At 40.9% G+C, this 26,433-nt stretch carries 24 protein-coding genes and 1 other RNA gene; 16 read left to right on the forward strand and 9 right to left on the reverse strand.

Features of this window, described 5'->3' with window-relative positions; translation table 11 throughout:
- Window positions 1–145: 145 nt before the first annotated feature.
- Window positions 146–1,120, reverse strand: coding sequence for a DUF475 domain-containing protein (locus OFO00_RS01685; RefSeq protein WP_270864638.1), 975 nt, complete (start codon window positions 1,118–1,120; stop codon window positions 146–148).
- A gap of 83 nt (window positions 1,121–1,203) precedes the next feature.
- Here OFO00_RS01685 and OFO00_RS01690 point away from each other — a divergent pair, with 83 nt between their 5' ends.
- Window positions 1,204–2,544, forward strand: coding sequence for a Na+/H+ antiporter family protein (locus tag OFO00_RS01690; RefSeq protein ID WP_270858651.1), 1,341 nt, complete (start codon window positions 1,204–1,206; stop codon window positions 2,542–2,544).
- Between the two features lie 219 nt (window positions 2,545–2,763).
- On the forward strand, window positions 2,764–3,723 hold the full coding sequence (locus OFO00_RS01695) for an alpha/beta hydrolase (RefSeq protein WP_270864861.1): 960 nt from the start codon (window positions 2,764–2,766) through the stop codon (window positions 3,721–3,723).
- Between the two features lie 38 nt (window positions 3,724–3,761).
- On the opposite strand, the gene OFO00_RS01700 is transcribed toward OFO00_RS01695, so the two are convergent.
- The 3 genes from OFO00_RS01700 to ruvC are packed head-to-tail and all read right to left on the reverse strand — an operon-like array spanning window position 3,762 to window position 5,540.
- Complete coding sequence (locus OFO00_RS01700; protein WP_270864639.1) at window positions 3,762–4,289, reverse strand: cysteine hydrolase family protein; 528 nt, start codon at window positions 4,287–4,289, stop codon at window positions 3,762–3,764.
- Complete coding sequence (locus tag OFO00_RS01705; RefSeq protein ID WP_270864640.1) at window positions 4,286–5,047, reverse strand: nitrilase-related carbon-nitrogen hydrolase; 762 nt, start codon at window positions 5,045–5,047, stop codon at window positions 4,286–4,288. Before OFO00_RS01705 ends, OFO00_RS01700 begins: the two co-directional genes overlap by 4 nt.
- Window positions 5,048–5,060: 13 nt before the next feature.
- Window positions 5,061–5,540 carry a crossover junction endodeoxyribonuclease RuvC gene (ruvC, locus tag OFO00_RS01710; protein ID WP_270864641.1) on the reverse strand — a complete coding sequence of 160 codons (480 nt, stop codon included), beginning with the start codon at window positions 5,538–5,540 and terminating at the stop codon, window positions 5,061–5,063.
- 110 nt (window positions 5,541–5,650) lie between these two features.
- Here ruvC and dnaA point away from each other — a divergent pair, with 110 nt between their 5' ends.
- The 6 genes from dnaA to OFO00_RS01740 all read left to right on the forward strand — a co-directional run bounded on the left by dnaA (window position 5,651) and on the right by OFO00_RS01740 (window position 13,623).
- Window positions 5,651–6,988 carry a chromosomal replication initiator protein DnaA gene (gene dnaA, locus OFO00_RS01715; protein ID WP_270864642.1) on the forward strand — a complete coding sequence of 446 codons (1,338 nt, stop codon included), beginning with the start codon at window positions 5,651–5,653 and terminating at the stop codon, window positions 6,986–6,988.
- Between the two features lie 151 nt (window positions 6,989–7,139).
- Window positions 7,140–8,222, forward strand: coding sequence for a DNA polymerase III subunit beta (gene dnaN, locus OFO00_RS01720; protein ID WP_270862632.1), 1,083 nt, complete (start codon window positions 7,140–7,142; stop codon window positions 8,220–8,222).
- A 20-nt stretch (window positions 8,223–8,242) separates the two neighbouring features.
- Window positions 8,243–10,558 carry a DNA topoisomerase (ATP-hydrolyzing) subunit B gene (gene gyrB, locus OFO00_RS01725; protein ID WP_270862633.1) on the forward strand — a complete coding sequence of 772 codons (2,316 nt, stop codon included), beginning with the start codon at window positions 8,243–8,245 and terminating at the stop codon, window positions 10,556–10,558.
- Window positions 10,558–12,009 (forward strand): EAL domain-containing protein, encoded by a 1,452-nt coding sequence (locus tag OFO00_RS01730; RefSeq protein ID WP_270862634.1) that lies wholly within the window; start codon window positions 10,558–10,560, stop codon window positions 12,007–12,009. Before gyrB ends, OFO00_RS01730 begins: the two co-directional genes overlap by 1 nt.
- Window position 12,010: 1 nt before the next feature.
- Complete coding sequence (gene queF / locus OFO00_RS01735) at window positions 12,011–12,391, forward strand: preQ(1) synthase (RefSeq protein WP_270858643.1); 381 nt, start codon at window positions 12,011–12,013, stop codon at window positions 12,389–12,391.
- Window positions 12,388–13,623 (forward strand): HD domain-containing protein, encoded by a 1,236-nt coding sequence (locus OFO00_RS01740; protein ID WP_270864643.1) that lies wholly within the window; start codon window positions 12,388–12,390, stop codon window positions 13,621–13,623. The genes queF and OFO00_RS01740 overlap by 4 nt, the downstream gene beginning before the upstream one ends.
- A 3-nt stretch (window positions 13,624–13,626) precedes the next feature.
- Here the strand turns inward: OFO00_RS01740 and ffs are convergent.
- Window positions 13,627–13,724, reverse strand: an RNA gene (ffs, locus tag OFO00_RS01745) — signal recognition particle sRNA small type.
- A 47-nt stretch (window positions 13,725–13,771) separates the two neighbouring features.
- Between ffs and OFO00_RS01750 the strand changes: the two genes are divergently transcribed.
- From OFO00_RS01750 to OFO00_RS01765, 4 genes are all read left to right on the forward strand, one after another.
- Window positions 13,772–14,191 carry a hypothetical protein gene (locus OFO00_RS01750; RefSeq protein WP_270858641.1) on the forward strand — a complete coding sequence of 140 codons (420 nt, stop codon included), beginning with the start codon at window positions 13,772–13,774 and terminating at the stop codon, window positions 14,189–14,191.
- Window positions 14,192–14,251: 60 nt separating this feature from the next.
- Entirely contained in the window at window positions 14,252–16,060 is a 1,809-nt protein-coding gene (gene typA, locus OFO00_RS01755) for a translational GTPase TypA (RefSeq protein WP_270858640.1), read from the forward strand.
- A 556-nt stretch (window positions 16,061–16,616) separates the two neighbouring features.
- Complete coding sequence (locus OFO00_RS01760) at window positions 16,617–17,204, forward strand: HAD-IB family hydrolase (protein ID WP_270862638.1); 588 nt, start codon at window positions 16,617–16,619, stop codon at window positions 17,202–17,204.
- Between the two features lie 56 nt (window positions 17,205–17,260).
- A complete protein-coding gene (locus OFO00_RS01765; RefSeq protein WP_270864644.1) occupies window positions 17,261–17,857 on the forward strand; it encodes a hypothetical protein in 597 nt (198 codons plus the stop codon).
- 155 nt (window positions 17,858–18,012) lie between these two features.
- Here the strand turns inward: OFO00_RS01765 and nikR are convergent, their stop codons facing one another.
- The 3 genes from nikR to OFO00_RS01780 all read right to left on the reverse strand — a co-directional run bounded on the left by nikR (window position 18,013) and on the right by OFO00_RS01780 (window position 20,702).
- Window positions 18,013–18,432, reverse strand: coding sequence for a nickel-responsive transcriptional regulator NikR (gene nikR, locus OFO00_RS01770; protein ID WP_270864645.1), 420 nt, complete (start codon window positions 18,430–18,432; stop codon window positions 18,013–18,015).
- Window positions 18,433–18,442: 10 nt separating this feature from the next.
- On the reverse strand, window positions 18,443–19,714 hold the full coding sequence (locus OFO00_RS01775; RefSeq protein WP_270864646.1) for a hemolysin family protein: 1,272 nt from the start codon (window positions 19,712–19,714) through the stop codon (window positions 18,443–18,445).
- A 172-nt stretch (window positions 19,715–19,886) separates the two neighbouring features.
- On the reverse strand, window positions 19,887–20,702 hold the full coding sequence (locus tag OFO00_RS01780) for a M48 family metallopeptidase (RefSeq protein WP_270864647.1): 816 nt from the start codon (window positions 20,700–20,702) through the stop codon (window positions 19,887–19,889).
- A 92-nt stretch (window positions 20,703–20,794) separates the two neighbouring features.
- Between OFO00_RS01780 and OFO00_RS01785 the strand changes: the two genes are divergently transcribed.
- Together OFO00_RS01785 and dsbI are read left to right on the forward strand one after the other, a co-directional pair.
- Window positions 20,795–21,490, forward strand: a complete 696-nt coding sequence (locus OFO00_RS01785; protein ID WP_270864648.1) for a thiol:disulfide interchange protein — start codon at window positions 20,795–20,797, stop codon at window positions 21,488–21,490.
- Window positions 21,483–22,115, forward strand: coding sequence for a protein-disulfide oxidoreductase DsbI (gene dsbI / locus OFO00_RS01790; protein ID WP_270864649.1), 633 nt, complete (start codon window positions 21,483–21,485; stop codon window positions 22,113–22,115). The genes OFO00_RS01785 and dsbI overlap by 8 nt, the downstream gene beginning before the upstream one ends.
- Here the strand turns inward: dsbI and OFO00_RS01795 are convergent.
- Entirely contained in the window at window positions 22,112–22,705 is a 594-nt protein-coding gene (locus OFO00_RS01795) for a Crp/Fnr family transcriptional regulator (RefSeq protein ID WP_270864650.1), read from the reverse strand. The genes dsbI and OFO00_RS01795 overlap by 4 nt on opposite strands.
- Before the next feature lie 133 nt (window positions 22,706–22,838).
- Between OFO00_RS01795 and OFO00_RS01800 the strand changes: the two genes are divergently transcribed.
- On the forward strand, window positions 22,839–23,423 hold the full coding sequence (locus tag OFO00_RS01800) for a cytochrome C (protein WP_270864651.1): 585 nt from the start codon (window positions 22,839–22,841) through the stop codon (window positions 23,421–23,423).
- A 10-nt stretch (window positions 23,424–23,433) separates the two neighbouring features.
- Window positions 23,434–25,950: a molybdopterin guanine dinucleotide-containing S/N-oxide reductase gene (locus tag OFO00_RS01805; RefSeq protein WP_270864652.1), complete on the forward strand. Its 2,517-nt coding sequence runs from the start codon at window positions 23,434–23,436 to the stop codon at window positions 25,948–25,950.
- Window positions 25,951–26,433: the final 483 nt, after the last annotated feature.

Below are 26,433 nucleotides of genomic sequence, written 5' to 3' on the forward strand. Positions count from 1 at the left end.
TTTAGGAGACGCTACCCTCCCCCTTACCAACCCCCACCCCTGTAAAACCTTAGAAGTGGCTAAATTTTAAAAAGCGTTGCTTTTTAAAATTTAGCTGGTTTTATTTTTACGGAAATGCTTCGCATTTCTCGCAATTGTAGCGAATTTACCCATTTTTTCTGTTATACAAAATCGAGCAAACAAAGGCAGAAAAAATAAAAATTATCCCCAGCGTGCCGGTTATCACCTCGCTGATTTCAAATTCGAGCTTGATAAACATAATCGCTGCAAGCGTGCCAATCGCATAATGCGCGCCGTGTTCTAAAAAAATAAACTTCGCCAGCGTGCCACGCTCGACCAAATATATCGTGAGTGAGCGCACAAACATCGCCCCAGCCCCAAGTCCTAGCATGATGATAAAGATATTGTTGCTTAGCGCAAACGCCCCAATCACGCCGTCAAAACTAAAACTAGCGTCCAGCATTTCGAGGTAAATAAAGCCGTTTAGGCCGTTTCTAACGCCATTGCAACTGAAAATTTTATCAAACGACTTTATCAAAATAAACAAAATTATCGCGCTAAAATAAGCAATAATCGCCGTTTTTGAGGGGATTAAAACAGCCAAAACTGCGCCTAAAATCACAGCGAGTAAAATTTCAAATTTTGGGAAATTTTTAAGCCTTCTTACCAAAGCGTTTTCTTCTAAAACCCGTATCCAAGGCTCTCTGTCCTCATTGTCGAAGAAAAAGCTCAAAAACACCATCATCAAAAACGCCCCGCCAAAAATGTAAATACCGTCTTTGTTTTCTTCTAAAATTTCACTATACCGCGCAGGATTGTTTAGTGCCAAATTTAGGCTCTCAAAAAGCCCTAAATGCGAAGCAGCGCTTACGATGATAATCGGAAATGCGAACCTCATACCAAAAACCGCCACAGGTATGCCCCACACAATAAACCTTTTGCGCCAAATCGCGTTCATATCCGTTAAGACCTTGGCATTTACCACGGCATTATCGAAGCTAAGGCTGATTTCTAAAATCGATAAAAGCGCGCAAATATACGCCCCAGCAAATCCACCTAACCAAAATCCTACCAAAACAGCTATAAATAATATAAAAAATGATGAATAAAAATAACGCAAATTTTTCCTTTTTTTGTGCGATTTTAGCGTAAATTTGCCTTGAATTTAATATAATTTGCCCAAATTTCACACAAAGGCAAAAAATGTTAAGCAACCCAGTGTTTTTAAGCATACTTTTGATGAGTATTTTGTGTTTGCTTCGCTGTAATGTCATGCTAGCTATCCTAATCAGCGCGATTTGCGCGGTGCTGACTAGCCATATCCCGCTAATGGACGCCATAGGCTATTTCATCAACGGCAACCCGCAAACTGGCAGTGTCGGCATGGGCGGAAACTTGGAAACTGCGCTATCGTATATCCTACTTGGCGTCATCGCAAGTGCCGTAGCACGGACAAATTTGACGGCGATTTTGGTGCGAAGCGTGGCTGGATTTATCAGCGATAAAAAATTTATTTTCATCGCTATGATTGCCTTTATTTCGTGTTTATCGCAAAATTTAATCCCTGTTCATATCGCATTTATCCCGATTCTAATCCCGCCACTTGTAAAGATTATGAACTCACTAAAACTCGACCGCCGCGCCATAGCCTGCGCGCTGACATTTGGTTTGCAAACCCCGTATATGGCGTTTCCTGTGGGATTTGGTCTGATTTTTATGGGAATTATCCAAAAAGAGATGAGCAAAAACGGCATGGATGTAGGTATCAGCGATATCGCTGGGGTCATGTGGATGAGTGCCATACCTATGGTAATTGGTCTTGTTTTGGCCATGCTTTACTACCGCAAACCACGAAGCTATACTCAAACCAAAGAGAGCATTGAGGCGCATTTTGAGGAGTTTAAAATGCAAAAACGAGAGTGGGGCGTGCTAGCTGGGATTATAGTGTGCTTCATCGCTCAACTTGTCCTTAGCATGGTAATCCAAATCGACGCTGGTTCAATGCCCTTTGCCGCTCTGGCTGGAATCCTTACAATGCTACTTTTAGGCGGTATTCCATGGGGCGAGCTAGATAGCATTTTCGACCAAGGCGTGCATATGCTAGGATACATCGCGTTTTTGATGCTTGTAGCTGGCGGATTTGGCACGATTATCAAAGAAACAGGCGGTGTGGGCGAGCTAGTAAGCGCAGTAGCTAGCCTAAGTGGCGGCAAAATCGGCGGTGCGGTGCTAATGATAGGCATAGGACTTCTTGTAACAATGGGAATTGGATCTAGCTTTGGCACGATTCCGATTATCGCAACGATTTATTGTCCTTTGGCAGCCGAGCTTGGTTTTAGCGTGGCTGCGACGATTTTTATCATCGGTGTGGCAGCAGGTCTGGGGGACGCTGGAAGTCCAGCCAGCGATAGCACGCTAGCCCCTACTGCTGGGCTAAACATCGACGGCGAGCATAACCATATCTGGGATACTTGCGTGCCGACATTTATATTTTTCAATATCCCGCTAATCATCTTTGGCGTAATTTTTGCGATAATTTTATAAATTTTTAGGGTTAAATTTCAAAAATTTAACCCTAGATAAATTTTGAAATTTGCAGAATTAGGCAATAAATTTGGATAATCTTTCTAACTAAAATTTCTTAAATTTGCTAAAATTTTCTCACTAAATTTCAATCAAGGAGAAAATATGAAAAAAGTCCTAATCTCGCTAGCTCTCGGAGCCATTTTAGCCACCACTGCAAGTGCCAAAGGCGAGGCGGATATGCCAAAAAATGTAGTGAGCGCATGGGATAAAACCTTTGCAAAAAGCGACAAAGTAAATCACAAAAAAGTAGCCTTCAAAAACCGCTATGGAATTGTAATCGTTGCGGATTTATACACTCCAAAAAATATGAGTGGCAAACTCCCTGCAATCGCCATTTCTGGCCCTTATGGTGCAGTCAAAGAACAATCTAGCGGACTTCACGCACAAACCCTAGCCGAGCGGGGATTTGTAACCCTAGCGTTTGATCCAAGCTTCACAGGCGAAAGTGGCGGCGAAGTAAGAGATATTTCAAGCCCTGATATAAACACAGAAGATTTTAGCGCAGCCGTGGATTATCTGGGCGTGCAAGACTTCGTCGATAGAGAAAAAATCGGCATTATCGGAATTTGTGGCTGGGCTGGATTTGCGCTAAATGCTGCTATCAGCGATACTCGCATAAAGGCAGTTGCGACCACAACGATGTATGATATGACGCGCGTTACGGCAAAAGGATACAACGATAGCGTGGGTGAAAACGAGCGATATGAAGCCAAAAAAGCCCTAAATTTGCAACGCTGGACGGACTTTGAAAACGGCAAAACAAGTTATGGGGCAAACGGACTTTCAGGCGTAAAAGATAGCGACGCGCTATTTTTGCGTGAATATAGAGATTATTACCGCACAGATCGTGGCTATCACAAACGCTCGATAAATTCGCAAAATGCGTGGAGCAACACAGACGCGTTAGCGCGTATGAGCGATAAAATTTTAACCTACGCAAATGAGCTTCGAGCCCCTGTTTTGGTAGCTCACGGCGAGATTGCTCATTCGCGCTATTTTAGTGAAGACGCATTTAAGGAGCTTGGAAGCAAAAATAAAGAGCTTTTTATAGTTCCAGGCGCAAATCATACGGATTTATACGATAAAAAAATTCCGTTTGATAAATTTGAAGAGTTTTTTAAAGCAAATTTGAAATAAATTTAGCAAATTTGGCGCGAATTCGCGCCAAATTTAACTTAAATCACCAAAATTCCAGCATTTCTCATTAAATTTAACGCGCACTTTTCATAATACTCGCGCTCATGATTTGGTGCGTCGTATGTCGCCACACACTCGCTAGGCACGACAATGTCCTTATTAATGTCATTTTCGTTGAAATATGTGCGAAGCGCAAGGGCAAATTGCAAAACGCAAATATCCGTGCAGCACCCCGTAATCACAAATCTATCAAATTCGGCCAAAAGCCCCTTATCAAGGGCGTAAAAGCCGTTTGTCGAGCGTTTTTTGGTAGTGTTTTTGAGGGTGGCAAATTCGGCAAGTTCCTCGATTATTTCGGCCTCTGGCGAGCCCTCGATGCAGTGCGCTGGGTAGCGCTTCATCTCCAAATCCCGCTCGCCGTGCGCGTCGCAAATGAAATGCACGCCTGCGCTTCTGCGGATTTGCGAAGCGATTGCGGGTGCGATTTTAGCGATGTTTGGATCCGCCATTGCGCCAAATTTCGCAAAACCATTTACCATATCGATTACAAAAACTAAATCCTTCATAAAATCTCCTTTAAAATCTCTTTTCGCTCATCTTTTAAAATATCCATTTTAGCCCGTGCTAGCGAAATTTGCGCCAAATTTATCTCGCAAATCTCACTTTTTTGCCCCACTCCAAGCTCGCACAAAATCTCTCCCTCAGGGCTAATCACGCACGAATGCCCGCCAGAGGCGCTATTTAGGGCTACTAAAAAACACTGCGCCTCAATCGCCCTAGCCCGAGAAAGAGTGCGGAAATGCTCTATGCGAGAGTGCGGAAACTGCGCGATGACAAAGATAATTTGCGCGCCATTTTTGGCAAGGTAGCGGAAAATTTCGCCAAATCGCAAGTCATAGCAAATCGCAAGTCCGATTTTTAGGGGTTTTTCATCATGCGAAATTTCACAAAGCCCAAATTTATCGCCAGCGCGGACAAATTTATTTTCACCTGAATTTGAAAAAAGAAAAATTTTATCGTAATGATAAATTTGGCCTCCGTTTTGATACACCAAGGCGCGGTTGTAAATTTCGCCATTTTCGTTCAGTGCTAGCCCAGCGATTGCGACTTTTTGCGCTGAAATTTCGCGTAAAAATTCCTGCGCTTTTTCGTTTTGCTTTGCTGGAATTTCGCTAAAAATTTCAGGCGCAAATCCGCTTAAAAATGTCTCAGGAAGCACGATAATATCGCAATCCCTCGCCTGCGAAGCCAAATTTCGCGCATTGGATAAATTTTGCTTGAATTTTAAAATTTCGCTTTTAATCTGCGCTAGTGCGATTTTCACTTTTTTACCCCTTTTATTTTTCCAGCCCTCTCATAGCGTTTGCGTGCGTGAGCGCAACCGCGATAGCATCGGTTATATCGAGCGGTTTGATCTCACCTTTGAGCCCTAGTATTCGCTTGACCATGAAGGCGACCTGCTCTTTTGCGGCCTTTGCCTTGCCGGTTACGGATTTTTTGATTTGAAGTGGCGTGTATTCGGCGAAGTTGCCATAAACTTGCAAAATTTTTAGGCTCAAAGCCCCGCGAAACTGCGCTAGTTTTAGCACGGATTGAGGATTGTAGGCGTAAAACATACTCTCGATTGCGACCTCGTCGATTTTGTGCTGCGAAAATATAAGATCAATCGCCTCCGCCATTTGCGTCATCTGAAACTGCACATTTTCGGCCTTCATTTTCACTAAACCTGCTTCGACGAGCGAAATTTTATTCACATTTTTTTCTAAAATCGCATAGCCTAAATTTCTAGTCCCCGGATCAATTCCTAAAATTTTCATCACAATCTTTCACTTTAATTCACGCCTTATTCACTTGTGAATTACTTTATAAATTTAACACAAATTTAGCGAAATTTTGCTAAAATTAAGGATTAAACAAAGGAAAATTTATGGCAGAAACTCAACCACAAGAAATTTTATTAAGTTTAGCGGGCGAAATTCCACCGCTTGATTATGAAAGATATATCAAAAATTTAAAATTTAATGAAAAAAACTCTACCTTTGAATTCTTTGTTTATCACGCAAGTAACGAGCTTGTGGCTAGATACATACAGACTAAATACGCTGAGAGGATTAAAAACGCGCTAGTTAAAAAATTTGGCGTTAGCAATATCACGGTCAAAATCACTTCAAAAGCCAAAATTTCCCCAAAAGAAATTTCAAAAATGATCCCGCAAGACAAGCCAAAAAGCACGATTGTCAATGACAATTACACATTTGAAAATTTCATCGTGGCTGATTCGAACAAACTCGCATTTTCTAGCGCAGTCAGTGCCGCCAAAAACCCTGGCAACAAAATGTATAATCCGCTGTTTTTATACGGACCGAGTGGGCTTGGCAAGACCCATTTGCTCCAATCAATCGCAAATTATTGTATCAAAAAAAATCTAAGCGTCATTTGCGTAACCAGCGAGCAGTTTGTAAATGAATTTATCTCAAATTTGGAAAATCAAACAATGGATAAATTCAAGCACAAATACCGCAACTGCGATATTTTGCTAATCGATGATATTCAGTTTTTGGTAGGCAAAAGCTCGACGATTGAGGAGTTTTTCTTCACTTTCAACGAACTAAGAGAAAAAAAATGCCAAATCGTCCTAACCAGCGATATCGCGCCAAAATACCTAAAAGGCTTTGAGGAGCGTATGATTTCGAGATTTAGCGACGGACTAATCGCTGATATCATGCCGCCAGAGTTAGAGACCAAAATCGCAATCATCAAGCGCAAAAGCGAAGAAAATAATTTTTATGTCCCAAACGATGTCATACAATACATCGCCGCGAATATGGGCGATAACATCCGCGAAATCGAGGGCGCACTAAACAAACTAAACGCATTTTCATCGCTTGTAAATGCCAAAATAGATTTAGCATTTGCCAAAACCACGCTTCAAGATCAGATCAAAGAACACTACCAAAATGTCGATTTGGAGCAGATTATAAGCGTGATTTCAAAAGAGCTAAATGTCAAACCAAGCGAGCTAAAAAGCAAAACAAGGGCCAAAAATGTCATCGAAGCGCGCCAAATTTGCATATATTTAGCCAAAATTTTAACCAAAAATTCAATGCCAAAAATCGCGTCGTATTTCAATCTCAAAGATCACAGCGCGATTAGCAAAAATATCAAAAAAATCAACGAAACGATTGAGAAAGATGAATTTTTTAAAATCAAAATCGAAGAGTTAAAAAACAAAATAACCCAAAAGGAAAATAATGAAAAAATATGAAATAAAATCAAAATTTGTGAATAATGGTGAATAAAATGGCAAATTTAATTCACAAAGTAAATTTCGCTAAATTCAGCATTTGCACGGGGTATTCACTAAATCCCACACTCTACTATAACAAAAACAAAAATTTAAAATTTAAAGGACAGCTATGAAAGTCATAATTGCAAAAAAGGTTTTAGAAGACATTGTTTCAAACACCAATCCTTACCTTGACAAAAAGGATTTAAGCTCGATTACTTCTCACATTTTAATCAGAGCTAGAAATGGCGAGCTTAGTATCAAGGCCACAGATCACGAAATCGGTCTTAGCTATGTTTTGCCTTATGCTATGATTGAAGAAGAGGGCGAAGCCACAGCCAATGGCTCAAAACTTCTTAGCGTAATCAAGGGTTTAGGCGACGAAAATGTCACATTAGAGACAATGAACGGAGCGCTTTTTGTAAAACAAAAAAAATTAAAATACAAACTCCCTATGTTTGACTCAAAAGATTTCCCAAATTTCCCTACTATCGAGGGCAAAAACAGCTTCAATGTAAATGCTTTGGTGCTTGGTAGAAGTCTTAAAAAAATATACTCTTCAATCGATACAAACAACCCAAAATACGAGCTAAATGGAGCTTTGATTGATGTAAAAGACGGGTATTTAAATTTAGTTGGAACCGATACTAAACGCCTTAGTGTTTTCGTGCTAAATACAAATATGGGCGAATTTGCCAAAAAAGATACTCAAATTTTAATCCCTAAAAAGGCAATTGGCGAAATTCAAAAGCTATTTTCAGATAAAATCGAAATTTATTATGACGAAAATGTCCTTTTAGCAGTAAGCGAAAATTTCGAATTTTTCACAAAACTAATCAACGGAAAATTCCCAAATTATGAGCGCGTAATCCCAACTGAGACAAATTTTAAAGTAATTTTACCACGAGATAAATTTGTCGGCGGCGTAAAAGCAATCAACGCAATGTGCGAGGAAATGAAGGTTACAATTAAACCTGATGGCATTATTTTTGAGAGTATTAACGAGGATAATTCTGAGGCAAAAGCCGAAATCGAGGCAAATATCGCAGTTTCATCAAATTTGATTTTTGGCGTTAAAAACAGATTTTTACTCGATTTTCTAAACAGTGTCGAGGACGATATGTTTGAGCTAGATTTTAACAACTCAGAAACAGCATTTGTGCTAAGTTCAGGCGAGCTAAAAACGGTCGTAATGCCGATTAATAAAATTTAAGAAATTTAAGGGAAAATTTAATGGAACAACAAAATTACGGTGCAGGAAATATTAAAGTTTTAAAAGGTCTTGAAGCGGTTAGAAAACGCCCAGGAATGTATATCGGCGATACAAATATCGGCGGACTACACCACATGATTTATGAGGTTGTGGATAACTCTATCGATGAAGCTATGGCTGGGTATTGTGATACTATCGATGTAGAAATCACGCGCGAGGGCAGCTGTATCGTTACAGATAATGGCCGTGGAATCCCAGTAGATATGCACCCCACAGAGCATTTGCCAGCAGCGACTGTGGTTTTGACCGTTTTGCACGCTGGTGGTAAATTTGACAAAGACACTTACAAGGTCAGTGGCGGACTTCACGGCGTAGGTGTGAGCGTCGTAAATGCACTCTCATCAAAGCTTGTGCTTACAATCAAACGCCAAGGCAATGTTTATCGCCAAGAATTCGCCCAAGGCAAACCAACTACCGATTTAGAAATCATAAAATCCACAAATCGCACTGGAACGACTGTGGAATTTTGGCCAGATGGCGAAATTTTTGAAATTTTAGAATTTAATGCCGATACTTTGTCAAAAAGATTTAGAGAATTAGCATATTTAAACCCAAAAATCACCATAAATTTTAAAGACCAAAGAGACGGCAGAAATGAGAGCTTTCATTTCGAGGGCGGATTAGAGAGCTTCGTAACTGATATGAACAAAGCCTCACCTGTTAGCAAGGCGGTTTCATTTAGCGATAGTGTCGAAGATGTCGCTGTGGATATCGCGTTAATGTATAATTCAACCTACGATGAAAAATTATTAAGTTTTGTTAATAATATCAAAACCCCAGACGGCGGAACGCACGAAGCTGGATTTAGAGCGGGACTAACTCGCGCTATCACAAACTATATCGCAGCAAATGCAGCCGCACGCGAAAAAGATACTAAAATCACCGGCGATGATGTCAGAGAAGGCCTAATCGCAGTCGTAAGTGTCAAAGTGCCTGAACCGCAATTCGAGGGTCAAACTAAGGGCAAACTTGGTTCGAGCTATGTCAAACCAATTGTGCAAAAAATGACCTTTGAGGTGCTTTGCAAATATTTCGAAGAAAACCCAAATGAAGCGCGAGCGATTATGGAAAAGGCTCTTTTAGCAGCCCGTGGTCGCGAAGCAGCGAAAAAGGCGCGTGATTTAACGAGAAAAAAAGATAATATCAACTCAGTCGGCACACTTCCAGGAAAACTCGCTGATTGCACCAGCAAAGATGCTAGTATGAGTGAAATTTTCCTTGTCGAGGGCGATAGTGCGGGCGGATCTGCCAAAGGTGGTAGAGATAGGGAATTTCAAGCGATTTTGCCTTTGCGCGGTAAAATTTTAAATGTCGAAAAAGCGCGCTTGGATAAAATTTTACAATCCGAAGAGATCAAAAACATGATAACCGCCTTTGGTTGCGGTGTGGGTGAGGAATTTAACGCCGATAAACTTCGCTATCACAAAATCATCATTATGACAGATGCCGATGTCGATGGTAGCCATATCCAGACCCTGCTTTTGACATTTTTCTTCCGCTATTTGCGTCCGATTATCGAAAACGGCTATGTTTATATCGCTCAACCGCCACTTTTCAAATACAAAAAGGGCAAAAAAGAAATTTATCTAAAAGATGAGCGCGCACTGAGTGAATTTTTGATCGAAACTGGTATCGATATGGGCGAATTTGAGGGAATCGGCAACCAAGATTTAATCGATTTTCTAAAAATCGTTTCAAACTATCGCTCACTTTTAAACGAGCTTAAAAAGCGTTTTAGCGTCATTTCTGCGATTAGATATCTAATCGAAAACGACGAAGCGCGCTCTATGGAATATTCTGCGCTTTTTGAAGTGATTAAAACGCGCTTAGAGAGCGAGGGATTTAATATTTTAAATTCAAATGTCAGCGAGAGTGAAATTCGTATCTATGTCCAAACTCCAAATGGTTTGGAGCAACTCAACATCAACGAAGCCTTGCTTACAAATCATATTTTTGCCGAAGCGATTCGCGTGTATGGGCTAATCAAAGAGCGTGAGGTTGATTTTGGTAGGGATTATATCGAGGTTTTGGACGAGATAGAGCGAAATTCGAAAAAAGGTGCGTATATTCAACGCTACAAAGGTCTTGGCGAGATGAACCCAGATCAGCTTAGAGAGACCACGATGAGCAAGGAAAATCGTCGTTTGCTTCGCGTGGGTATAGCTGATGCGCAAAGCGCTAGTGATACATTTAACCTTTTTATGGGCGATGAAGTTGAGCCTAGGCGAAACTATATCCAAGACCACGCAAAAGATGTTAAGAATTTGGACATTTAATGGGTAAATTTATTGAAAACGAAGTAATTTTAGTCTCAGAGCAAAAAGAGCGCGAAACCAGATTTATAACGGCACTTAAAATTTCAGTGCCTTTTACACTCCTGCTTATTGCTTTTGGATATACGATGTTCAAAAACGGTGAGTTTAATAGCGATGATGTGATACTTTTTTCGCTACTTTTGATATGTTATGTGTATTATGTAATTTATCAAATTTACTTTGGTTTTAAAAAGACGCTAATCGATCCAGTCAGCCATGTATTCGTGCGTGATGAGATCGAGCGAATTTTAAAAAAACAGATGAAAAAAAACAAAATCAACCATGTGGTTTTGCTTCGTATCAAAAATATCGCCGATATCAACGATAGATATGGTTATCAAAACGGCGACGATATTTTGTATAATTTTTGCAAAGAATTTGCGAAATTTATGGCAAATCAGGGCTTTAAAAATTTGCATATTGGGCGTTTTATCAACGGCCACTTTATCTTTGGGCTTAACGGCAAAATGGCGAATTTAACGCACATTTTGAAGATGTTCGAGCATAAAATTTCAAACCAAAGCATAAACAATATCGAGATTAAAACCGAATTTGAAATCATGCCTACTTCGTATGACAAAAATCTCAGCAATATCACAAACGCGCTGTTTTTTAAGATAAATCGCAAAGAGGTCGAAGAGGAAAAATCCAGCGAAAATATCGATCTAAATAAAATTTTGCTCGATGATTTTAACAAAGATGTCGTTGATGCGATTGATAATGAGAGTTTTAGTTTTAAATTTCAATATGTCGCCGATAAAAATGGCGTCAAATCGCATATAAACTTAATCCCAAAACTAGATCTCAGAACCGGCGATAAGGTTACAAAAAGCCGAATTATTGATATTTTGCACTTTAATAATTACGATATCAAATACGATATTGCGATGATTAAGCAAATTTCGCGCATTATCTATTTTAAGGATATCGAGCATAAAATTTTCATCGAAATCATGCCTCAGACACTGCGAAATGCCGAGTTTCGCAACGAAATTTTAAAGCTAATTGACAATAATTTAATCGATCCAAGTAAGATTGTTTTGGAGTTTAACGAGGAAGAAATTTACTCCGAAACAAAGCGATTTGCCGAAATTTTGCTTAAATTTAAAGAGCTTGGATTTAGCTTTGGACTTAGCCAGTTTGGCGGTGCGAACGCGAGTTTCGAGTATTTTAAATTTTTCGATATTGATTTTGTGATTTATGATATCGAGTATAATAAAAATTTAGGCAACGAAAAAATAAAAAATGTTTTTATGAAACTAAACGAAATGTGCCAGAAATCGGGCATTAAAAGCATTATTCGCTTCGTAGATAAGCCGAAATTCCAAGACGAACTCTACGAGCTTGGGGTCGATTTCGTGCAGGGTTTTTGCGTAGGCAAACCAGAAGATATTATAAATTTAAGGAAATAAAATGCGTTATGGCGAAAAAGAGATAAAAGAATTTGACATAGAAAAAATGGAAATTTGGCCAAATAAACACGAAAATGATTATTTGATCAAAATCACGCTTCCGGAGTTTTGTTGTCGCTGTCCGCGCTCAGGATACCCTGACTTTGCGACGATATATTTAGAATACATACCGAATAAATTTGTCGTAGAGCTCAAAGCAATCAAACTCTACATTAACTCATTTATGGATCGCTACATCTCTCACGAGGACAGCGCGAACGAAATTTACGCTACCTTGCAAGAAAAATTGCAGCCAAAATACCTAAAAATCGTGGCTGACTTTAACCCGCGCGGAAATGTGCATACCGTGATTGAAATAAATTCGGATAAAATTTACAAATGATAAGTTCAAATTTAGTAGAAAAAATCTTTAAAAGTGCGAGTATTTCGCGCTGGAACGACTACCCAAAAATGGTAAATTTAGTCGAGCTTGACAAACAAGCGCACAAATTTATCATTGCCTATTTTATCGCTAGTTTCGAGCGCGATATAGATATGAGCTATGTCATCGAGGCTGGGATTTTTGATTTTCTCTCACGCATCGTAGTAACCGATATCCGCCCAGATGTCTTTCACCAAATTCAAAAAAGTAAAAAAGATCAAATTAACAAATGGGTTCTCTCACAGCTTGAAAACGACCTTTCTAGCGTGCAAGATGGCGAATTTTTAAAACGATTTATAGCCTATCAAAACGGCTACTCGCACGAAAAAGAAAAGCTCATTTTAAAGGCGGCAAGTTATCTGGCTACGAGGTGGGAATTTAATATCGTTTATCAAACTAGCCAGTTTTTAAACGATATCGAAGAGCTTAAATTTAAGGTCGAAGAGGAATTAGAGGATTATTACGAGCTAATTGGCGTGCGAAAAATCGTAATGAATAAAAAACTAGCCCGAATTGTAGATCTTAGCGGCAGGCTAAGGTTTCAAAAGCGCTGGGCGCAAACCCCACGCATACCAGAAACTAGCGTGCTAGGCCACATGCTAATCGTGGCGATTTTAAGCTACTTTTACTCGCTAAAAGTCGGCGCGTGCAAGAGTAGAATTTTTTATAATTTTTACTGCGCGCTTTTTCACGATCTACCTGAAAGCCTTACCCGCGATATCATCAGCCCCGTAAAATACGGCGTGGCTGGACTTAGTGACATTATCAGCGAATACGAAATGCGCCTAATAGATGATAAAATTTTGCCCTTTGTGCCAGAGCATATCAGAGATGAGTTTAGCTATATTTTGGGTATTAGAAACGACGGCGAAAAATTTATAAAAGATGAGTTTGAAAACAGAATTTACGAGCTTGGCGGTAAGCCAAATTTCGCAGACGGCTCGCTTGGTGCGTATAACGAGGATAAATTTCGCGCGATTGACGGCAGAGCGCTTAAATTTTGCGATAAACTAGCCGCGTTTTTCGAGGCTGGAATTTCGATAAGCTATGGTGTGAAAAGCAAAGAATTAGTCAGCGGATATAACTCAATGCTCGAAAATTTCAGACGAAATAAAAGCATAGAAGGCGTCGATTTTCACAGCGTTTGTGATGATTTTATAGAAAATTTTGGATTGGATAGGGTTGAGTTTTAAAACCCCTTCCCAGATGACTGCGGCACACGATAGGTAAAAGTGCTCTGCTGTGTTCCCACCCTGAAGCGGTGTTTTTAAAAACCGTTGCACAGGTCTAAGAAAGGGCAAACTAGATTATAATTAAAAGTTTCTTAAAATAAGGTTATAAATGAATTTAAAAGATTATATTTTTTCGGTTTTTCGTGAAATTTCGATTTCTCACCACCGCTCTATCGAATTTAGAGCGAAAATTTTCGCTGCAATGTTGCTTGCTAAAAAAAAGCAAACCGATGAGGATTACGAAAACCTGCGCGAAATCGCAAGCGAAATTTACAGCGACGATTCGCGCAGAGTGGGGGTTTTGGTATCGATTGTGAGCGAATATATCCAAAAGGCCCACACCTACAAAAGTCTAAATTTAGACTCGCTTTTAGTAGAAATCGACAAAGAGATAAAAAATGCGCCTCGCTATGTCAAAAAGATCGATTTCTCGCACCTTAGACGCCTCATTAGCGATGATGAAAACGACGCTTTAATCCAGCAAAGAGTGTATGAGTATTTGGTAAATGAGGTCAAAGAGTATTCTTAGAATTTAAGAATTTTTAGTGTATAATCATCAGTTTTTAAACATAAAATTTTGGAGTAAAATTTGGAAAATATTAGAAATATCGCAGTTATCGCCCATGTCGATCACGGAAAAACCACTATCGTAGATGAACTTTTGAAACAATCAGGCACATTTAGCGAGCACCAAGAGGTCGGCGAGCGCGTAATGGACAGCAACGATATCGAAAAAGAGCGTGGAATCACGATTTTATCGAAAAACACAGCTATTCGCTACGGCGATACGAAGATTAATATCATCGACACCCCAGGCCACGCGGATTTCGGTGGCGAGGTCGAGCGCGTGCTAAAAATGGTCGATGGCGTTTTATTGCTCGTCGATGCGCAAGAAGGCGTAATGCCTCAAACCAAATTTGTCGTTAAAAAGGCCCTATCTTTGGGACTTCGCCCAATTGTCGTGGTAAATAAAATCGACAAACCAGCCGCAGATCCAGATCGTGTGGTAAATGAGATTTTTGACCTTTTTGTCGCACTTGATGCCAACGACGAACAGCTCGAATTTCCAGTCGTATATGCTGCGGCAAAAAACGGCTATGCTAAACACAATCTAAGCGATGAAAATGTCGATATGAAGCCACTTTTCGAGACAATTTTATCTCATGTGCCAAGCCCAAGCGGTAGCGATGAAAATTCTTTGCAACTTCAAGTCTTCACCCTTGATTACGACAACTATGTCGGTAAAATCGGAATTGCTAGAATTTTCAATGGTAGAATTTCAAAAAATCAAAGCGTAATGCTTGCCAAGGCTGATGGCACAAAGGTAACTGGTAGAATTTCGAAGCTTATCGGATTTAACGGCTTGGAGCGTATCGATATCGACAACGCTGGCACTGGCGACATCGTCGCTATTGCTGGATTTGACGCGCTTGATGTAGGCGATAGCGTGGTAGATCCTGCAAACCCTATGCCACTAGATGCGCTTCATATCGAAGAGCCAACTCTAAGCGTAATTTTTAGCGTAAATGACGGCCCACTAGCAGGAACTGAGGGCAAATTTGTAACTTCAAATAAAATCGACGAACGATTAGCCGCTGAAATGAAAACAAATATCGCTATGCGATATGAAAATGTCGGCGAGGGTAAATTTAAGGTTAGCGGTCGTGGTGAGCTTCAAATCACGATTTTGGCTGAAAACATGCGCCGTGAGGGATTTGAGTTTTGCTTAGGTCGCCCAGAGGTCATCATCAAAGAAATCGACGGCGTAAAATGTGAGCCGTTCGAGCACCTAGTAATCGACGCTCCTGATGATTGCACAGGCACAGTTATCGAAAAACTCGGTCGCAAAAAAGCCGAAATGAAGGTGATGAACCCAACAGGCGATGGCCAAACTAGAATCGAGTTTGAAATCCCTGCTCGTGGCTTAATCGGATTTAGAAGCCAGTTTTTGACCGATACTCGTGGCGAGGGCGTTATGAATCACAGCTTTTTGGAGTTTAGGCCGTTTTCAGGCGCAGTCGAAAAACGCCAAAATGGCGCGCTAACTAGCATGGAAAATGGCGTCGCGCTGGGATATAGCCTATGGAATCTCCAAGATCGTGGAGTGCTATTTATCGCACCACAAGCCAAGGTTTATGTAGGTATGATTATCGGCGAACACAGCCGTCCAAACGACCTAGATGTCAATCCAATCAAAGGCAAAAACCTAACAAATGTCCGCGCTAGCGGTAGCGATGACGCGATCAAACTAGTTCCGCCAAGAAGCCTAAATTTGGAGCGCGCATTAGAGTGGATCGAAGAAGACGAGCTAGTCGAGGTTACTCCGATAAATATCCGCGTGCGCAAACGCTACCTAGACCCGACCACGCGCAGACGCATGTCGAAAACTAATTCATAAATTTTAAAATTCGTGCGAAATTTGGCTAAATTTTGCACGAATTTTGCTCAAATTTTTCTAAATTTTACTTCTTAAATTCCGCTATCGCGACCTTGAAATACTGCCCCTAAAATTTTCTTTTTGCTGTCATTGCGAGCGAAGCGAAGCAATCCAGAGAAATTCCGTTGAATTTTGAAATTCAAAATTTAGTCAAATTCGCTTTTAAGTGTCATTGTGAGCCGTGCGAAAGCTCAGCGTGGCAATCTACAAAGTCGAAATTAACGGCAGGACAAATGGCAGAATTTTGAATTTCATTGAATTTGACTTTTAAAATTCTGCCATTTGCGCGGTTAGAATTTTAAATTTTGTAGATTGCCACGCCCGCAAAGCGGGCTCGCAATGACACTTAAAAGCAAAATTCAACGAAAACAAAATTTCGGCGCAGGTATTCCAAATTTGCGATAGCTAAATTTTGCCTGCAAAATTTGGTAAATTTCCCGTAAATTCGGCTATTAACACTCCATAAAATTTCCGAATTTTTATCCTAGTTTTGTAAAATTTAGCCAAAAGGATTTTTATGAAATTAGTTTGTTTTGACTTCGACGGGACGATTACCAGAGATGATTCGTTGCTCGAATTTATCGCCTATGTCGTGGGGTTTAAGAAATTTTTCCGCGGGATTTTTAGGCTTAGCCCTATTTTGCTGGGCTACAAGCTTGGGCTGTGTTCGAATAATTTCACACGCAGGCGGCTAATGGTGCATTTTTTCGGCGGTATGAGTGTGGATAAATTCGCCAAAATTTGCAAAAAATACTCCACCACGCACATTGAAGATATTATCAAATTTGAAGCCATGGCAAAAATCAAAGAATACATCGCAAATGGCGATAAGGTCGTCATCGTAACGGCTTCCTTGGAGGATTGGCTAGCCCCTTGGTGCAAAGAAAATGGGCTAGAACTTTTGGGCACAAAAATTGAGAAAAAAGGTGGCGTAATCACCGGCGAAATCGAGGGTCTAAACTGCTATGGGGCGCAAAAGGTGGCGCGTATCAAAGAAGCTTATGATTTGAGCGAATTTGAAAAAATCATCGCTTATGGCGATAGCAGGGGCGATAAAGAGATGTTAGAATTCGCAGATGAGGCGCATTTTAGGGCGTTTGAGTGAAATTTTGCTAGTGCAAATTTGGGATACTGCGTCGAAAATCTAACAAAGGAGAAAAAATGAAAAAAATTTTAATCCCAAGCCTTGTGGCTATGGGTTTTGTGTGTGGGTATGCGGATGAAGGGCCAAGAAGCTATGAATACTTCGCGGCAAACTTGCAAATCGCTAAGGCAAGGGTGCAAGAGTGCGCGAAAACGGCCTCTGTGGCTTATATAGACGCGGTCGAGTGCAATAATGCTAGCAACGCCGTAAGCGAAGCGAACGAAAAAATTATGGCAAAGCTCCCACGCGAAAGAGTAGAAATTTTAAATGGTTTAAGAACGATTTCGGTCTTGCTTGATGATTTTTACGCATACCACACTGCTATGGGAAAATTTGAAAACCAAGCTGAGCAAATGACAAATATCCCAAACCCTATCGCCGTAGCTGGTAAAAACTGCGCCAAATACGCTACCATTGGCTCCCACGAAGTAGAAATCGCAATAGACAAAAATGACGAAATTTGCAAAGGGCTTGCTAGCGAATTTGAGAAAAATTTCGGGCAAAATAGTGCGTTTTCGCGCAAAGAAAATAGCGAAAAAAGCGATATTTGGACATTTGATGTCACGAAAAAATCTAGTAATTTTTACTATATTTTCTTAAACGCTGTGGAGTAACTTAGAAAAATTTCGCTTCGCAAACCTAGATACTGGCGCGGGATTTTTGAATTTGGCGATTACTTCGAATTTTGCAAAGCAAAATTCTCGCAATGACACTAAAAAGCAAAATTTAAAAATTCCGCGCCAAATTTCAAATTTAAAATTTCAAAATTTCACGCTTTCGTAATTGCAATTTTGACAAGTTGCGAAAATTTCACACCTTTAAGTCCGCCAATTTTGGCGCTAAATTTCTTGATTTCGCCCATTTTGCCACGCACATTTATGGTCTCTAAGCAGTTGTCGTGATCGACATGGATATGGTTCGTGCAGACAACATCGATTTTAGCGTGGTGTTCGAGCTCGATTAGGTTTTCGAGCAGGTCGCTTTGGTGGTGCGAATACGCTATACAAATCACGCCAAGCCCCTCTTTATTGCTGTTTTCCTCGCTCCATTTGTCGCTGACGATTTTTTCGCGGATTAGGTCCCTGATATACTCGCTCCTGCTAGGATAGCCCCTACTCTGCACACGCGAGTTTAGCTCGTCAAATAGCTCCTCTGGCAGTGAAACGCTAAATCTGATTACATTATCCATTTTCGCCCTTTTAATTTTCTTTTTTCTTGACCCTAAGCGAGGCTATTGAGGTGCCGTCCATCGCAAGCACGGTGTAATCGCAGTTTTCGTCGCTTATCTCATCGCCATTTTCTGGCAAACGACCAAAGAGATTAAAGACATATCCGCCGATCGTGAGCTGCTCGGTCTCATCGTCAAAGGCGATTTCCATTATCTCCTCGACATTTTCGATCTCGAAGCGACCTTTAAATTCGTAAGTATTATCGTCAATGCGGGTGAAATTTTGCTCTATATCGTCGTATTCGTCCTCGATCTCGCCAAAAATTTCCTCGATTATGTCCTCCATGGTCAAAAACCCAGCCGTTCCACCGTATTCGTCGATGACAAGGGCGGCGAAAATGCGCTCTTTATTCATCATTGATAAAATTTTTGTTATCGGGGAGTTTTCTGGCACGATGATAAGTTTGCGCACGATTTTATCGAAATTTTTCTCGCCGTTTTGCTGCATGATATCGCGGATATGAATTAGTCCTAGCACCGTGTCTTTGCCCCCGTCGATGTATGGGAAGCGGGTAAATTTCGACTCCAAAACTACGCGGTAATTATCTTCGTAGCTTTCGTTTTTATCCAGGCAGACCATATCCTTGCGCGGAGTCATAATCTCCTTTGCCACAGTATCGCCAAAATCCACGGCGTTTTTGATGATTTCGGTCTCCACGCTATCTAGCACACCGCCTTTTAGGCTTTCGCTAGCGATGATTTTGATCTCTTCTTCGGAGTGGGCGACCTCGCTATCTTTGACCGCGCGGATTCCAAATAGCCTAACCACGCTTGATGCGACGAAATCAAACGCCTTAATCGCAGGCAGACACAAAACCCAAAAACAATAAAGCGGTCTAGCTATCCAAAGCACGATTTTTTCGGATTTTGCGATTGCGATAAGTTTCGGGGCTTGCTCGCCTAGGACGATATGCAGTGTCGTAATGATACTAAACGCGATAATCACAGCCACGGTATGCACGCTAGCCTCGCCCAAATTTAGGCTAGCAAGTGGCTTGCGGATTAGACTAGCTACGGCTGGCTCGCCTATCCAACCAAGGGCGAGGGAAGCCAGCGTAATGCCTATTTGGCAGGCGCTTAGGTAGGTATCGATTGAGTTTGTCATTTTTAGAGCGAGTGAGGCGTTTGCGACCTTGTCTTTGACGAATTCTTCGAGTTTTGAGCGTCGAACTTTAACAAGGGCAAATTCAGATAAAACAAAAAAAGCATTTAAAAAAATTAAAACAAAAGCGAGAAGTAACATAAAGACCGAACGATCCGTGTCCAAAATTTAATCCTTTAAATTTAAAATAAAATGCAGATTATAGCAAAATTAAACTAATTTTCACAAATTTTTTTAAATTTTAAAAGTGCGGAATTTTGAAATTTAGCTGGTGCGAAATTTCACAAATTTCGCACCGATGAAGCTTACGAAGCTATTTTTTACCTTTTTTAGCTTGTTCGTATAGTGGCATGACGAGCGGGATTGTTTTTTCTAGGTTTTTGATACGGGTTTCATCGCCTGGGTGAGTTGAGAAAAACTCAGGCGTTTTACTGCCACTTTCTAGTTTCGCCATTTTGCGCCATACATTTGGGGCTTCGTTTGGATTGTATCCAGCGCGCGCCATAAGCTCTAAGCCCATGATATCGGCCTCTGTTTCGTGCGAACGAGAAAACGGCAGACTAAATCCATACTGACCTAAAATCGCTAATCCAGTCGCGCCCAAATCCCCTAGCCCAGCGGCTTGCGCGCCGATTGAAATGCCTAGATTTTTTACAGACTCTGTGCTGGCTCGCTCTCGTGAGTGTTCGCGAAGAGCATGAGCAATCTCGTGTCCTACGACAGCTGCTAACTCGCCGTCAGTTAGGCTAAGCTTATTGATAATGCCTGTATAAACGGCAATGCGACCGCCTGGCATGCACCACGCATTTACGGTCGGATCTTCGATGACATTTACCTGCCAATTCCAGTTGCGCGCATCTGGTCTGAAAACGCCTACTTGGTTAATCAATCTATTTGAGATTGTTTTGACCCTTTTGGTTTGTTTGGCGTTGGTGTTTAGCTTTTTTTGGCTTTTTGCTTGGCTGATTACTTGCGTGTATGAGCTTGCCGCAGCCTTGTCAAGCTCGGCTTCACTGACCGTGAGTAGCTGGGTGCGATTTACCCCTACTGCCCCGCCTTGGGTCGTGCTAGCACAACCGCCCAAAAAAATCGTGGCGAAAATCGCCAAAATTAAGGAAAGTTTTTTCATCTTTTCTCCTTTGAAATTTGAAAATTTAAATTCGCCAAATTTTAGCCAAAATTTTTAAAATTTCATTATAATTGAGTAAAAAAGGAAAATTTATGAAAAAAAATCTATTAGTTTTTATCCTCGCTCTGCTCGTTGGTTTGGGCGTTGGTGTGTATATGATGGGTGGGACTAATACTCATGGGGACGGCGGAAATGGCGAATTTAGCGCAGGCGAGCATTATTTGGTTTTGGATAAACCACTAAGCGTAGATAAGGGCAGTTTCGTGGCGATTTCTAGCTATGCTTGTCCGTTTTGCTATAAATATTATCAAAATGTCCTGCCTGAAATTTTAGGCGAAATTTCTGCCACTTACGAGCCGTTTCACATGCACGCTATGGGCGAATTTGGCGTGAGTGTGAGTAAAATTTTGGCTGTGGCGAGAGTTTTGGATAAAAGAGAAAATATCGCTCCAAACTCGCCAAATTCGAAATTTAAGAAAATTTTATTTGCATATTTTGAAAGCTATCACGACAAAAAAGAGCGCCCTAGCGCGGAAGCAGACGAGATGAAATTTTTGCAAACGGGCTTTGAAGCAGGCGGGATTACACGCGAAATTTACGAGAGCGAATTGCAAAATAGTGAAGTTTTGGATTTGCTTGGGCTTTGGGACGAGGGCTATGATGTCGCACTTATCCAAGGCGTGCCAGCTTTTGTAGTGAGTGGAAAATATCTCATAAAAACCGAAAAAATCGCCTCTACTGCCGAATTTGCGAAATTAATTGATTATTTGGCGAGCAAAAATGAGTAGAGTGCTGTTTAAAATTTGCGCGTGGCAAAACAGCGCCAAGCCTTGGATTTATCTGATTTTTGTCTGCGCGCTTTTAATCATTATCGCGCACTATTTTTTCCAAGAATACCTATTTATGGCGCCTTGCGAGCAGTGTGTGTATATCAGACTAGCATTTTTTGTGATATTTTTTGGCGCGATTTTAGGCACGATTTGCGGAGGAAATTTGCTACTTAAATTTTGCGCTTATGGCGTGTGTTTTGTGGGCGCATTTTATGGAATTGCTCGCTCAATCCACCTATACAAGGTGCATAGCGCGATTTTAGATAAACTGCCTTTTGGCGTGCATGGTTGCTCGTTTAAGCCAAATTTCCCGCTAAATTTGCCCCTTGATGAGTGGTTTGCTAGCTTTTTTAAGCCAACTGGCGATTGTGGCTTAGACGCGCCCATAGTCCCGCTAGGAACGAGCCTAGATCCTATTCAAAGCTTTTTTGTGGATTTGTATTCTAATGGCTGGTATTTGATCCCGGGCGCGAAATTTGGCACAATGGCTGAGTGCATGATTTTAGCCTTTGGCGTGATTTTAGCGGTTTTATTTGTGATGATGAGTGCGCAAATTTACGCTATGTTTTCAAAGAAAATTTAGGGCAAAATTTTAAAATTTTGATGATCTAATTTTTGGATTTTTTTATTTTTGATTAGCTTATTTACAGCCACGGAGACATTTTGGCGTGGGGCTCCGACGAAGCTTGCGATTTCGCTGACACCGCCATTTACATGCGCGACGCCCTTTTGTGAGATTTGGAGCAAAAATTTATAAGTTCGGGTTTCGACGCTATCAAAAACTAGCTCTTTTATCACATTTTTTTGCATTGTCATATTTTTCAAAAACGAGTTAAAAAGATAAATCGCAAAGTCTTGGTTGAACTCAAACAGATCAATCACAGTGGATAAATTTGCCTCTAAAATTTCAGCGTCTTTTGTGATTTCAAATGACGAAAAGGTATCGACTAGCACGAAAGAACCCGCCCCAAAGTAGCTTAGCACATACTCCCTGCCGCTTTCGTGGTAGGTATTTAGTTTGCCCTCGCCTTTTAGGATTATCATAAAAAGCTTTTTTTGGGCGTAAATCATCGAGCCTTTTTGATAGGAAATGCGTCTGAATTTATCCAAATCCTCTTTGCCGAAAAACGATAGCTCCTCGCCCTCAAAAACCCCTGTCGTCCTAGTCCCCATAAAATGCCTTTTTATTTTTATTATCTCACAAAAAGGTTAAGTATCGATAATAAAAACTAAATTTGTCATAAAAATGACAAATTTTTATTTTTGTTTTTTATAAAATTTCGCAAATTTTAAAAAAGGAGAAAATTTGAAAATTCTAAATTTAGCTCTTTGCTTAGGTCTTTTAACCTGCGCCGCAAACGCCCTTAGCGTGGGCGATAGCGCGTATAGCGTCGCTGTTAAAAATATCAGCCTAAGCGCGGATTTAAGCGAAAGTGTCGGAAGATTAATGCCGACAAATGAGATCAAAATCATCGAAGCAGATGATAAAAAGGTCAAATTTAGCCTTGAAGGCTACCAAAGCGCAAAGGCGCAAAATATCATTTATTTTACCCCTAAGGCGAGAATTATCTCTGTTGCCTTTTCAAAGCAGGCGAAATTCGACGCTGAGGTTTTGGAGAATTTAGGCGAATACAACAAGGTAAAAATCACAGCCTATACTTCGCCAGACGCGCTAGAAACGGATTTGAAAGCGATTTTTAGCACAGCGAAGAAAAACCACGAAGAAAACTGCGGTACCTGCCACCCGCTTCACAGAGGCGAAACTCAGGTCGCAAATAGATGGCCTGCGCTGATTAAATCAATGCAATCACGCACGCCATTAACCCAAGATGAAATTTGGGTTATCACTCAGTATTTACAAAAACATTCAAAAGACATTAATGTCGATTAAAGGAGAAAAGATGAAAAGACGAAGTTTCTTAAAAGGCAGCGTCGCTCTGGGTGCTGCTAGCGCAATTCCAAATTTTGCCCTTGGGGCAGAGGCAAATACCGCTTTGGTAAAAAACGGCGAAGTTATCACAGGAGCGCACTGGGGAATTTTAAAAGCTACCGTAAAAGACGGCAAAATCGTAAAATCGGAAGCTTGGAAAAAAACTTCAAATGTGCCAAATCCTTTGCAAACTGCGATGGACGATTTGGTTTATAAAGCAAGAATCAAAGCCCCGATGGTTCGCAAAAGCTACCTTGAAAACCCAGATAGCCCAAAACCTGAGCTTCGCGGTAAGGACGAGTGGGTAGAAGTGCCTTATGAAGAGGCTATTAAACTTGTCGCAAAAGAGCTTAAAAAAACACGCGAACAAAAGGGTATGAATAGCATTTGCGCAGGAAGTTACGCTTGGCAAAGCTCAGGCGCACTTGGCATGGCAAGAACGCTTCTTCATAGATTTATGAATATGACAGGTGGTTTTGTGGGCGTTACCGGGGATTTTTCAACCGGAGCTGCGCAAGTGATTTTGCCACATGTCGTGGGATCTAGCCAAGTTTATGAGCAACAAACCGTTTGGCCTGTGGTTTTAGAAAACTCAAAAGTCGTCGTGCTTTGGGGTATGAATCCAATCGGCACTTTGCGTTTGTCATTTACGGTTTCTGATGAAGGCTCGTTTAAATATTTTGAAAAATTGCGTGATAGCGGTAAAGAAATCATTATAATTGATCCACTTAAAACAATCACAACTAAATTTTTCGAAGGCAAAGCTACTCATATCAGACCTACTCCAAATACCGATGTAGCCATGATGTTAGCTATGGCAAATCACCTACTAAAATCAGGTAAATATGATAAAGAATTTTTAAGCACTTACACCGTTGGTTTTGATAAATTTGAGCAGTATTTACTAGGCAAAGAAGACGGCGTAGAAAAAACACCTGAGTGGGCAGAGAAAATTTGCGGAATCGAAGCAAAAGTTATAAAAGAATTAGCTGAAAAATTCTTTGATAATCGCACTATGATTATGGCTGGTTGGGGTATGCAAAGAGCGCACCACGGCGAACAAGTCCATTGGATGATAGTAACTCTTGCTAGTATGCTTGGTCAAATAGGGCTTCCTGGTGGTGGATTTGGTTTTAGCTACCACTATGCAAACGGCGGAACGCCAAGTTGCGTTGGTGGCGTAATTAAAACAATCAACGCAGGAAGCGTAGGCGTCATCAAAGACGGCAAATATATGGGTCCTGCTAATGCTGACGGCGCAAAAGAAAATGCAGCGCAATCTTGGCTATCAAATACTGCTTTGATGTCATATCCTGTCGCAAGGAACGCAGACGCTTTGCTAAATCCGGGCGCAACGCTTGATGATAACGGAAATAAAATCACATATCCTGATATGGATTTTATCTACTGGGTCGGCGGAAATCCACTAACTCAACAACAAGATACAAATAAAAATGTCAAAGCTTGGCGAAAACCACGAACTATCGTCGTAAATGAAATTTACTGGACACCGACAGCGAAAATGGCTGATATAGTTTTCCCGGTTACTAGTTCTTATGAGAGAAACGACATTTCTATGACAGGGGACTACACAAATATGCATATCGTCCCACAAAAACAGGTCGTAGAAAAACAATTTGGCGCAAAAGATGATTATCAAGTTTTCGTTGATTTGTGTAAAGCTTATGCAGACGGTCTTGCAGAAGCCTACACAGAAGGCGGCAAAACTGAAATGGACTGGATAAAAGAGTTCTATGAAACAGCGGCAAATCAAGTAAATGCAAACGAAGCTTTGGGAATAAAAATGCCAAGCTTTGAAGAGTGGTGGAACAAAAACGAACCGACTGAATTTTTCCCTACAATGGAAAGCGAAAGCTATGTAACTTTTGCAGATTTTAGAGAAGATCCGATTTTAAATGCACTCGGAACGCCGTCAGGACTAATCGAAATTTACTCTGAAACAATCGAAAAAATGGGCTATGATGACTGCAAGGCTCACCCGACATGGTTTGAGCCAATCGAGTGGCTAGGTATGAAGGATAAACCAGCCAGATTCCACATGATAAGCCCACACCCAAATGATCGCTTACACTCACAACAAAACCAAACTAAGCTAAGAGATAGCTATGCAGTAGCAGGTCGTGAGCCGATTTTCATCAACGAAGAAGACGCAAAAGAGCTAGGTATAAAGGGCGGCGATTTGGTAAGAGTTTTCAACGCTAGGGGTCAAATTTTAGCAGGTGCGGTTGTAAATGATGACACGCCAAGAAATGTCGTAAAACTATGCGAAGGTGCTTGGTATGATCCAAACGAAAACGGACTTTGCAAAAACGGCTCGGCAAATGTGCTTACTATCGATATTCCGACAAGCAAACTAGCCAACGGAAATATCTCTCACACTTGCCTTGTAAATATCGAACCTTACAAACCAAAAGACGGCGAAGACATTACGCTAACTGCGTTTATGCCGCCAAAAGGCGCTAAATAACCCAAATTTAGCCAGAGAAATCTGGCTAAATTTTTACTTTTTTAAATCTATGTTTGATTTGTCATTGCGAGAAACTGTGTAGCAGTTTCGTGGCAATCTACGAGTAAAAAATTCCTTGCACTAAATTTGCTGTCATTGCGAGAATTTACAAAGTAAATTCGAAGCAATCCAGTAAAATTTAAATTCAAAATTCTACCTAAATTTAGCATTGAACGATTTTGTGAATTTAACCTGCGCTGTGCTTTTCTCGTAAGGGGGAAGGGGGCTTGAATTACTCTGCTTCGCTTCGCTCGCAAGAAATGCCGGCTGTCGCCGTCGCTACGCTCATTTTGCGAGGTCGCTCCCCTTCCCCTGCATTTAATTCGCACGCAAAAGCGCTGTTCGCGCCTTTTGCATCGTGCGAATTTCCCCCGACGACGCTTTACAAGGTGGCTAAATTTAGAAAAACTGCGTTTTTCTAAATTTAGCTGGTTTTATTTTTAC

The organism is Campylobacter sp. VBCF_04 NA7, assembly GCF_027737405.1.
In the GTDB taxonomy this organism is placed as follows: Bacteria; Campylobacterota; Campylobacteria; order Campylobacterales; family Campylobacteraceae; genus Campylobacter_B.

Coding starts and splice junctions, on each gene's coding strand:
- OFO00_RS01780 (WP_270864647.1), bottom strand. CDS start 20,702: ATGAAAAAACTTTCCTTAATTTTGGCGATTTTCGCCACGATTTTTTTG.
- nikR (WP_270864645.1), bottom strand. CDS start 18,432: ATGGATAATGTAATCAGATTTAGCGTTTCACTGCCAGAGGAGCTATTT.
- queF (WP_270858643.1), top strand. CDS start 12,011: ATGCGTTATGGCGAAAAAGAGATAAAAGAATTTGACATAGAAAAAATG.
- OFO00_RS01805 (WP_270864652.1), top strand. CDS start 23,434: ATGAAAAGACGAAGTTTCTTAAAAGGCAGCGTCGCTCTGGGTGCTGCT.
- OFO00_RS01785 (WP_270864648.1), top strand. CDS start 20,795: ATGAAAAAAAATCTATTAGTTTTTATCCTCGCTCTGCTCGTTGGTTTG.
- dsbI (WP_270864649.1), top strand. CDS start 21,483: ATGAGTAGAGTGCTGTTTAAAATTTGCGCGTGGCAAAACAGCGCCAAG.
- OFO00_RS01765 (WP_270864644.1), top strand. CDS start 17,261: ATGAAAAAAATTTTAATCCCAAGCCTTGTGGCTATGGGTTTTGTGTGT.
- dnaN (WP_270862632.1), top strand. CDS start 7,140: ATGAAAGTCATAATTGCAAAAAAGGTTTTAGAAGACATTGTTTCAAAC.
- OFO00_RS01760 (WP_270862638.1), top strand. CDS start 16,617: ATGAAATTAGTTTGTTTTGACTTCGACGGGACGATTACCAGAGATGAT.
- ruvC (WP_270864641.1), bottom strand. CDS start 5,540: ATGAAAATTTTAGGAATTGATCCGGGGACTAGAAATTTAGGCTATGCG.
- OFO00_RS01690 (WP_270858651.1), top strand. CDS start 1,204: ATGTTAAGCAACCCAGTGTTTTTAAGCATACTTTTGATGAGTATTTTG.
- dnaA (WP_270864642.1), top strand. CDS start 5,651: ATGGCAGAAACTCAACCACAAGAAATTTTATTAAGTTTAGCGGGCGAA.
- OFO00_RS01775 (WP_270864646.1), bottom strand. CDS start 19,714: ATGTTACTTCTCGCTTTTGTTTTAATTTTTTTAAATGCTTTTTTTGTT.
- OFO00_RS01730 (WP_270862634.1), top strand. CDS start 10,558: ATGGGTAAATTTATTGAAAACGAAGTAATTTTAGTCTCAGAGCAAAAA.
- OFO00_RS01740 (WP_270864643.1), top strand. CDS start 12,388: ATGATAAGTTCAAATTTAGTAGAAAAAATCTTTAAAAGTGCGAGTATT.
- OFO00_RS01695 (WP_270864861.1), top strand. CDS start 2,764: ATGCCAAAAAATGTAGTGAGCGCATGGGATAAAACCTTTGCAAAAAGC.
- gyrB (WP_270862633.1), top strand. CDS start 8,243: ATGGAACAACAAAATTACGGTGCAGGAAATATTAAAGTTTTAAAAGGT.
- OFO00_RS01750 (WP_270858641.1), top strand. CDS start 13,772: ATGAATTTAAAAGATTATATTTTTTCGGTTTTTCGTGAAATTTCGATT.
- OFO00_RS01700 (WP_270864639.1), bottom strand. CDS start 4,289: ATGAAGGATTTAGTTTTTGTAATCGATATGGTAAATGGTTTTGCGAAA.
- OFO00_RS01795 (WP_270864650.1), bottom strand. CDS start 22,705: ATGGGGACTAGGACGACAGGGGTTTTTGAGGGCGAGGAGCTATCGTTT.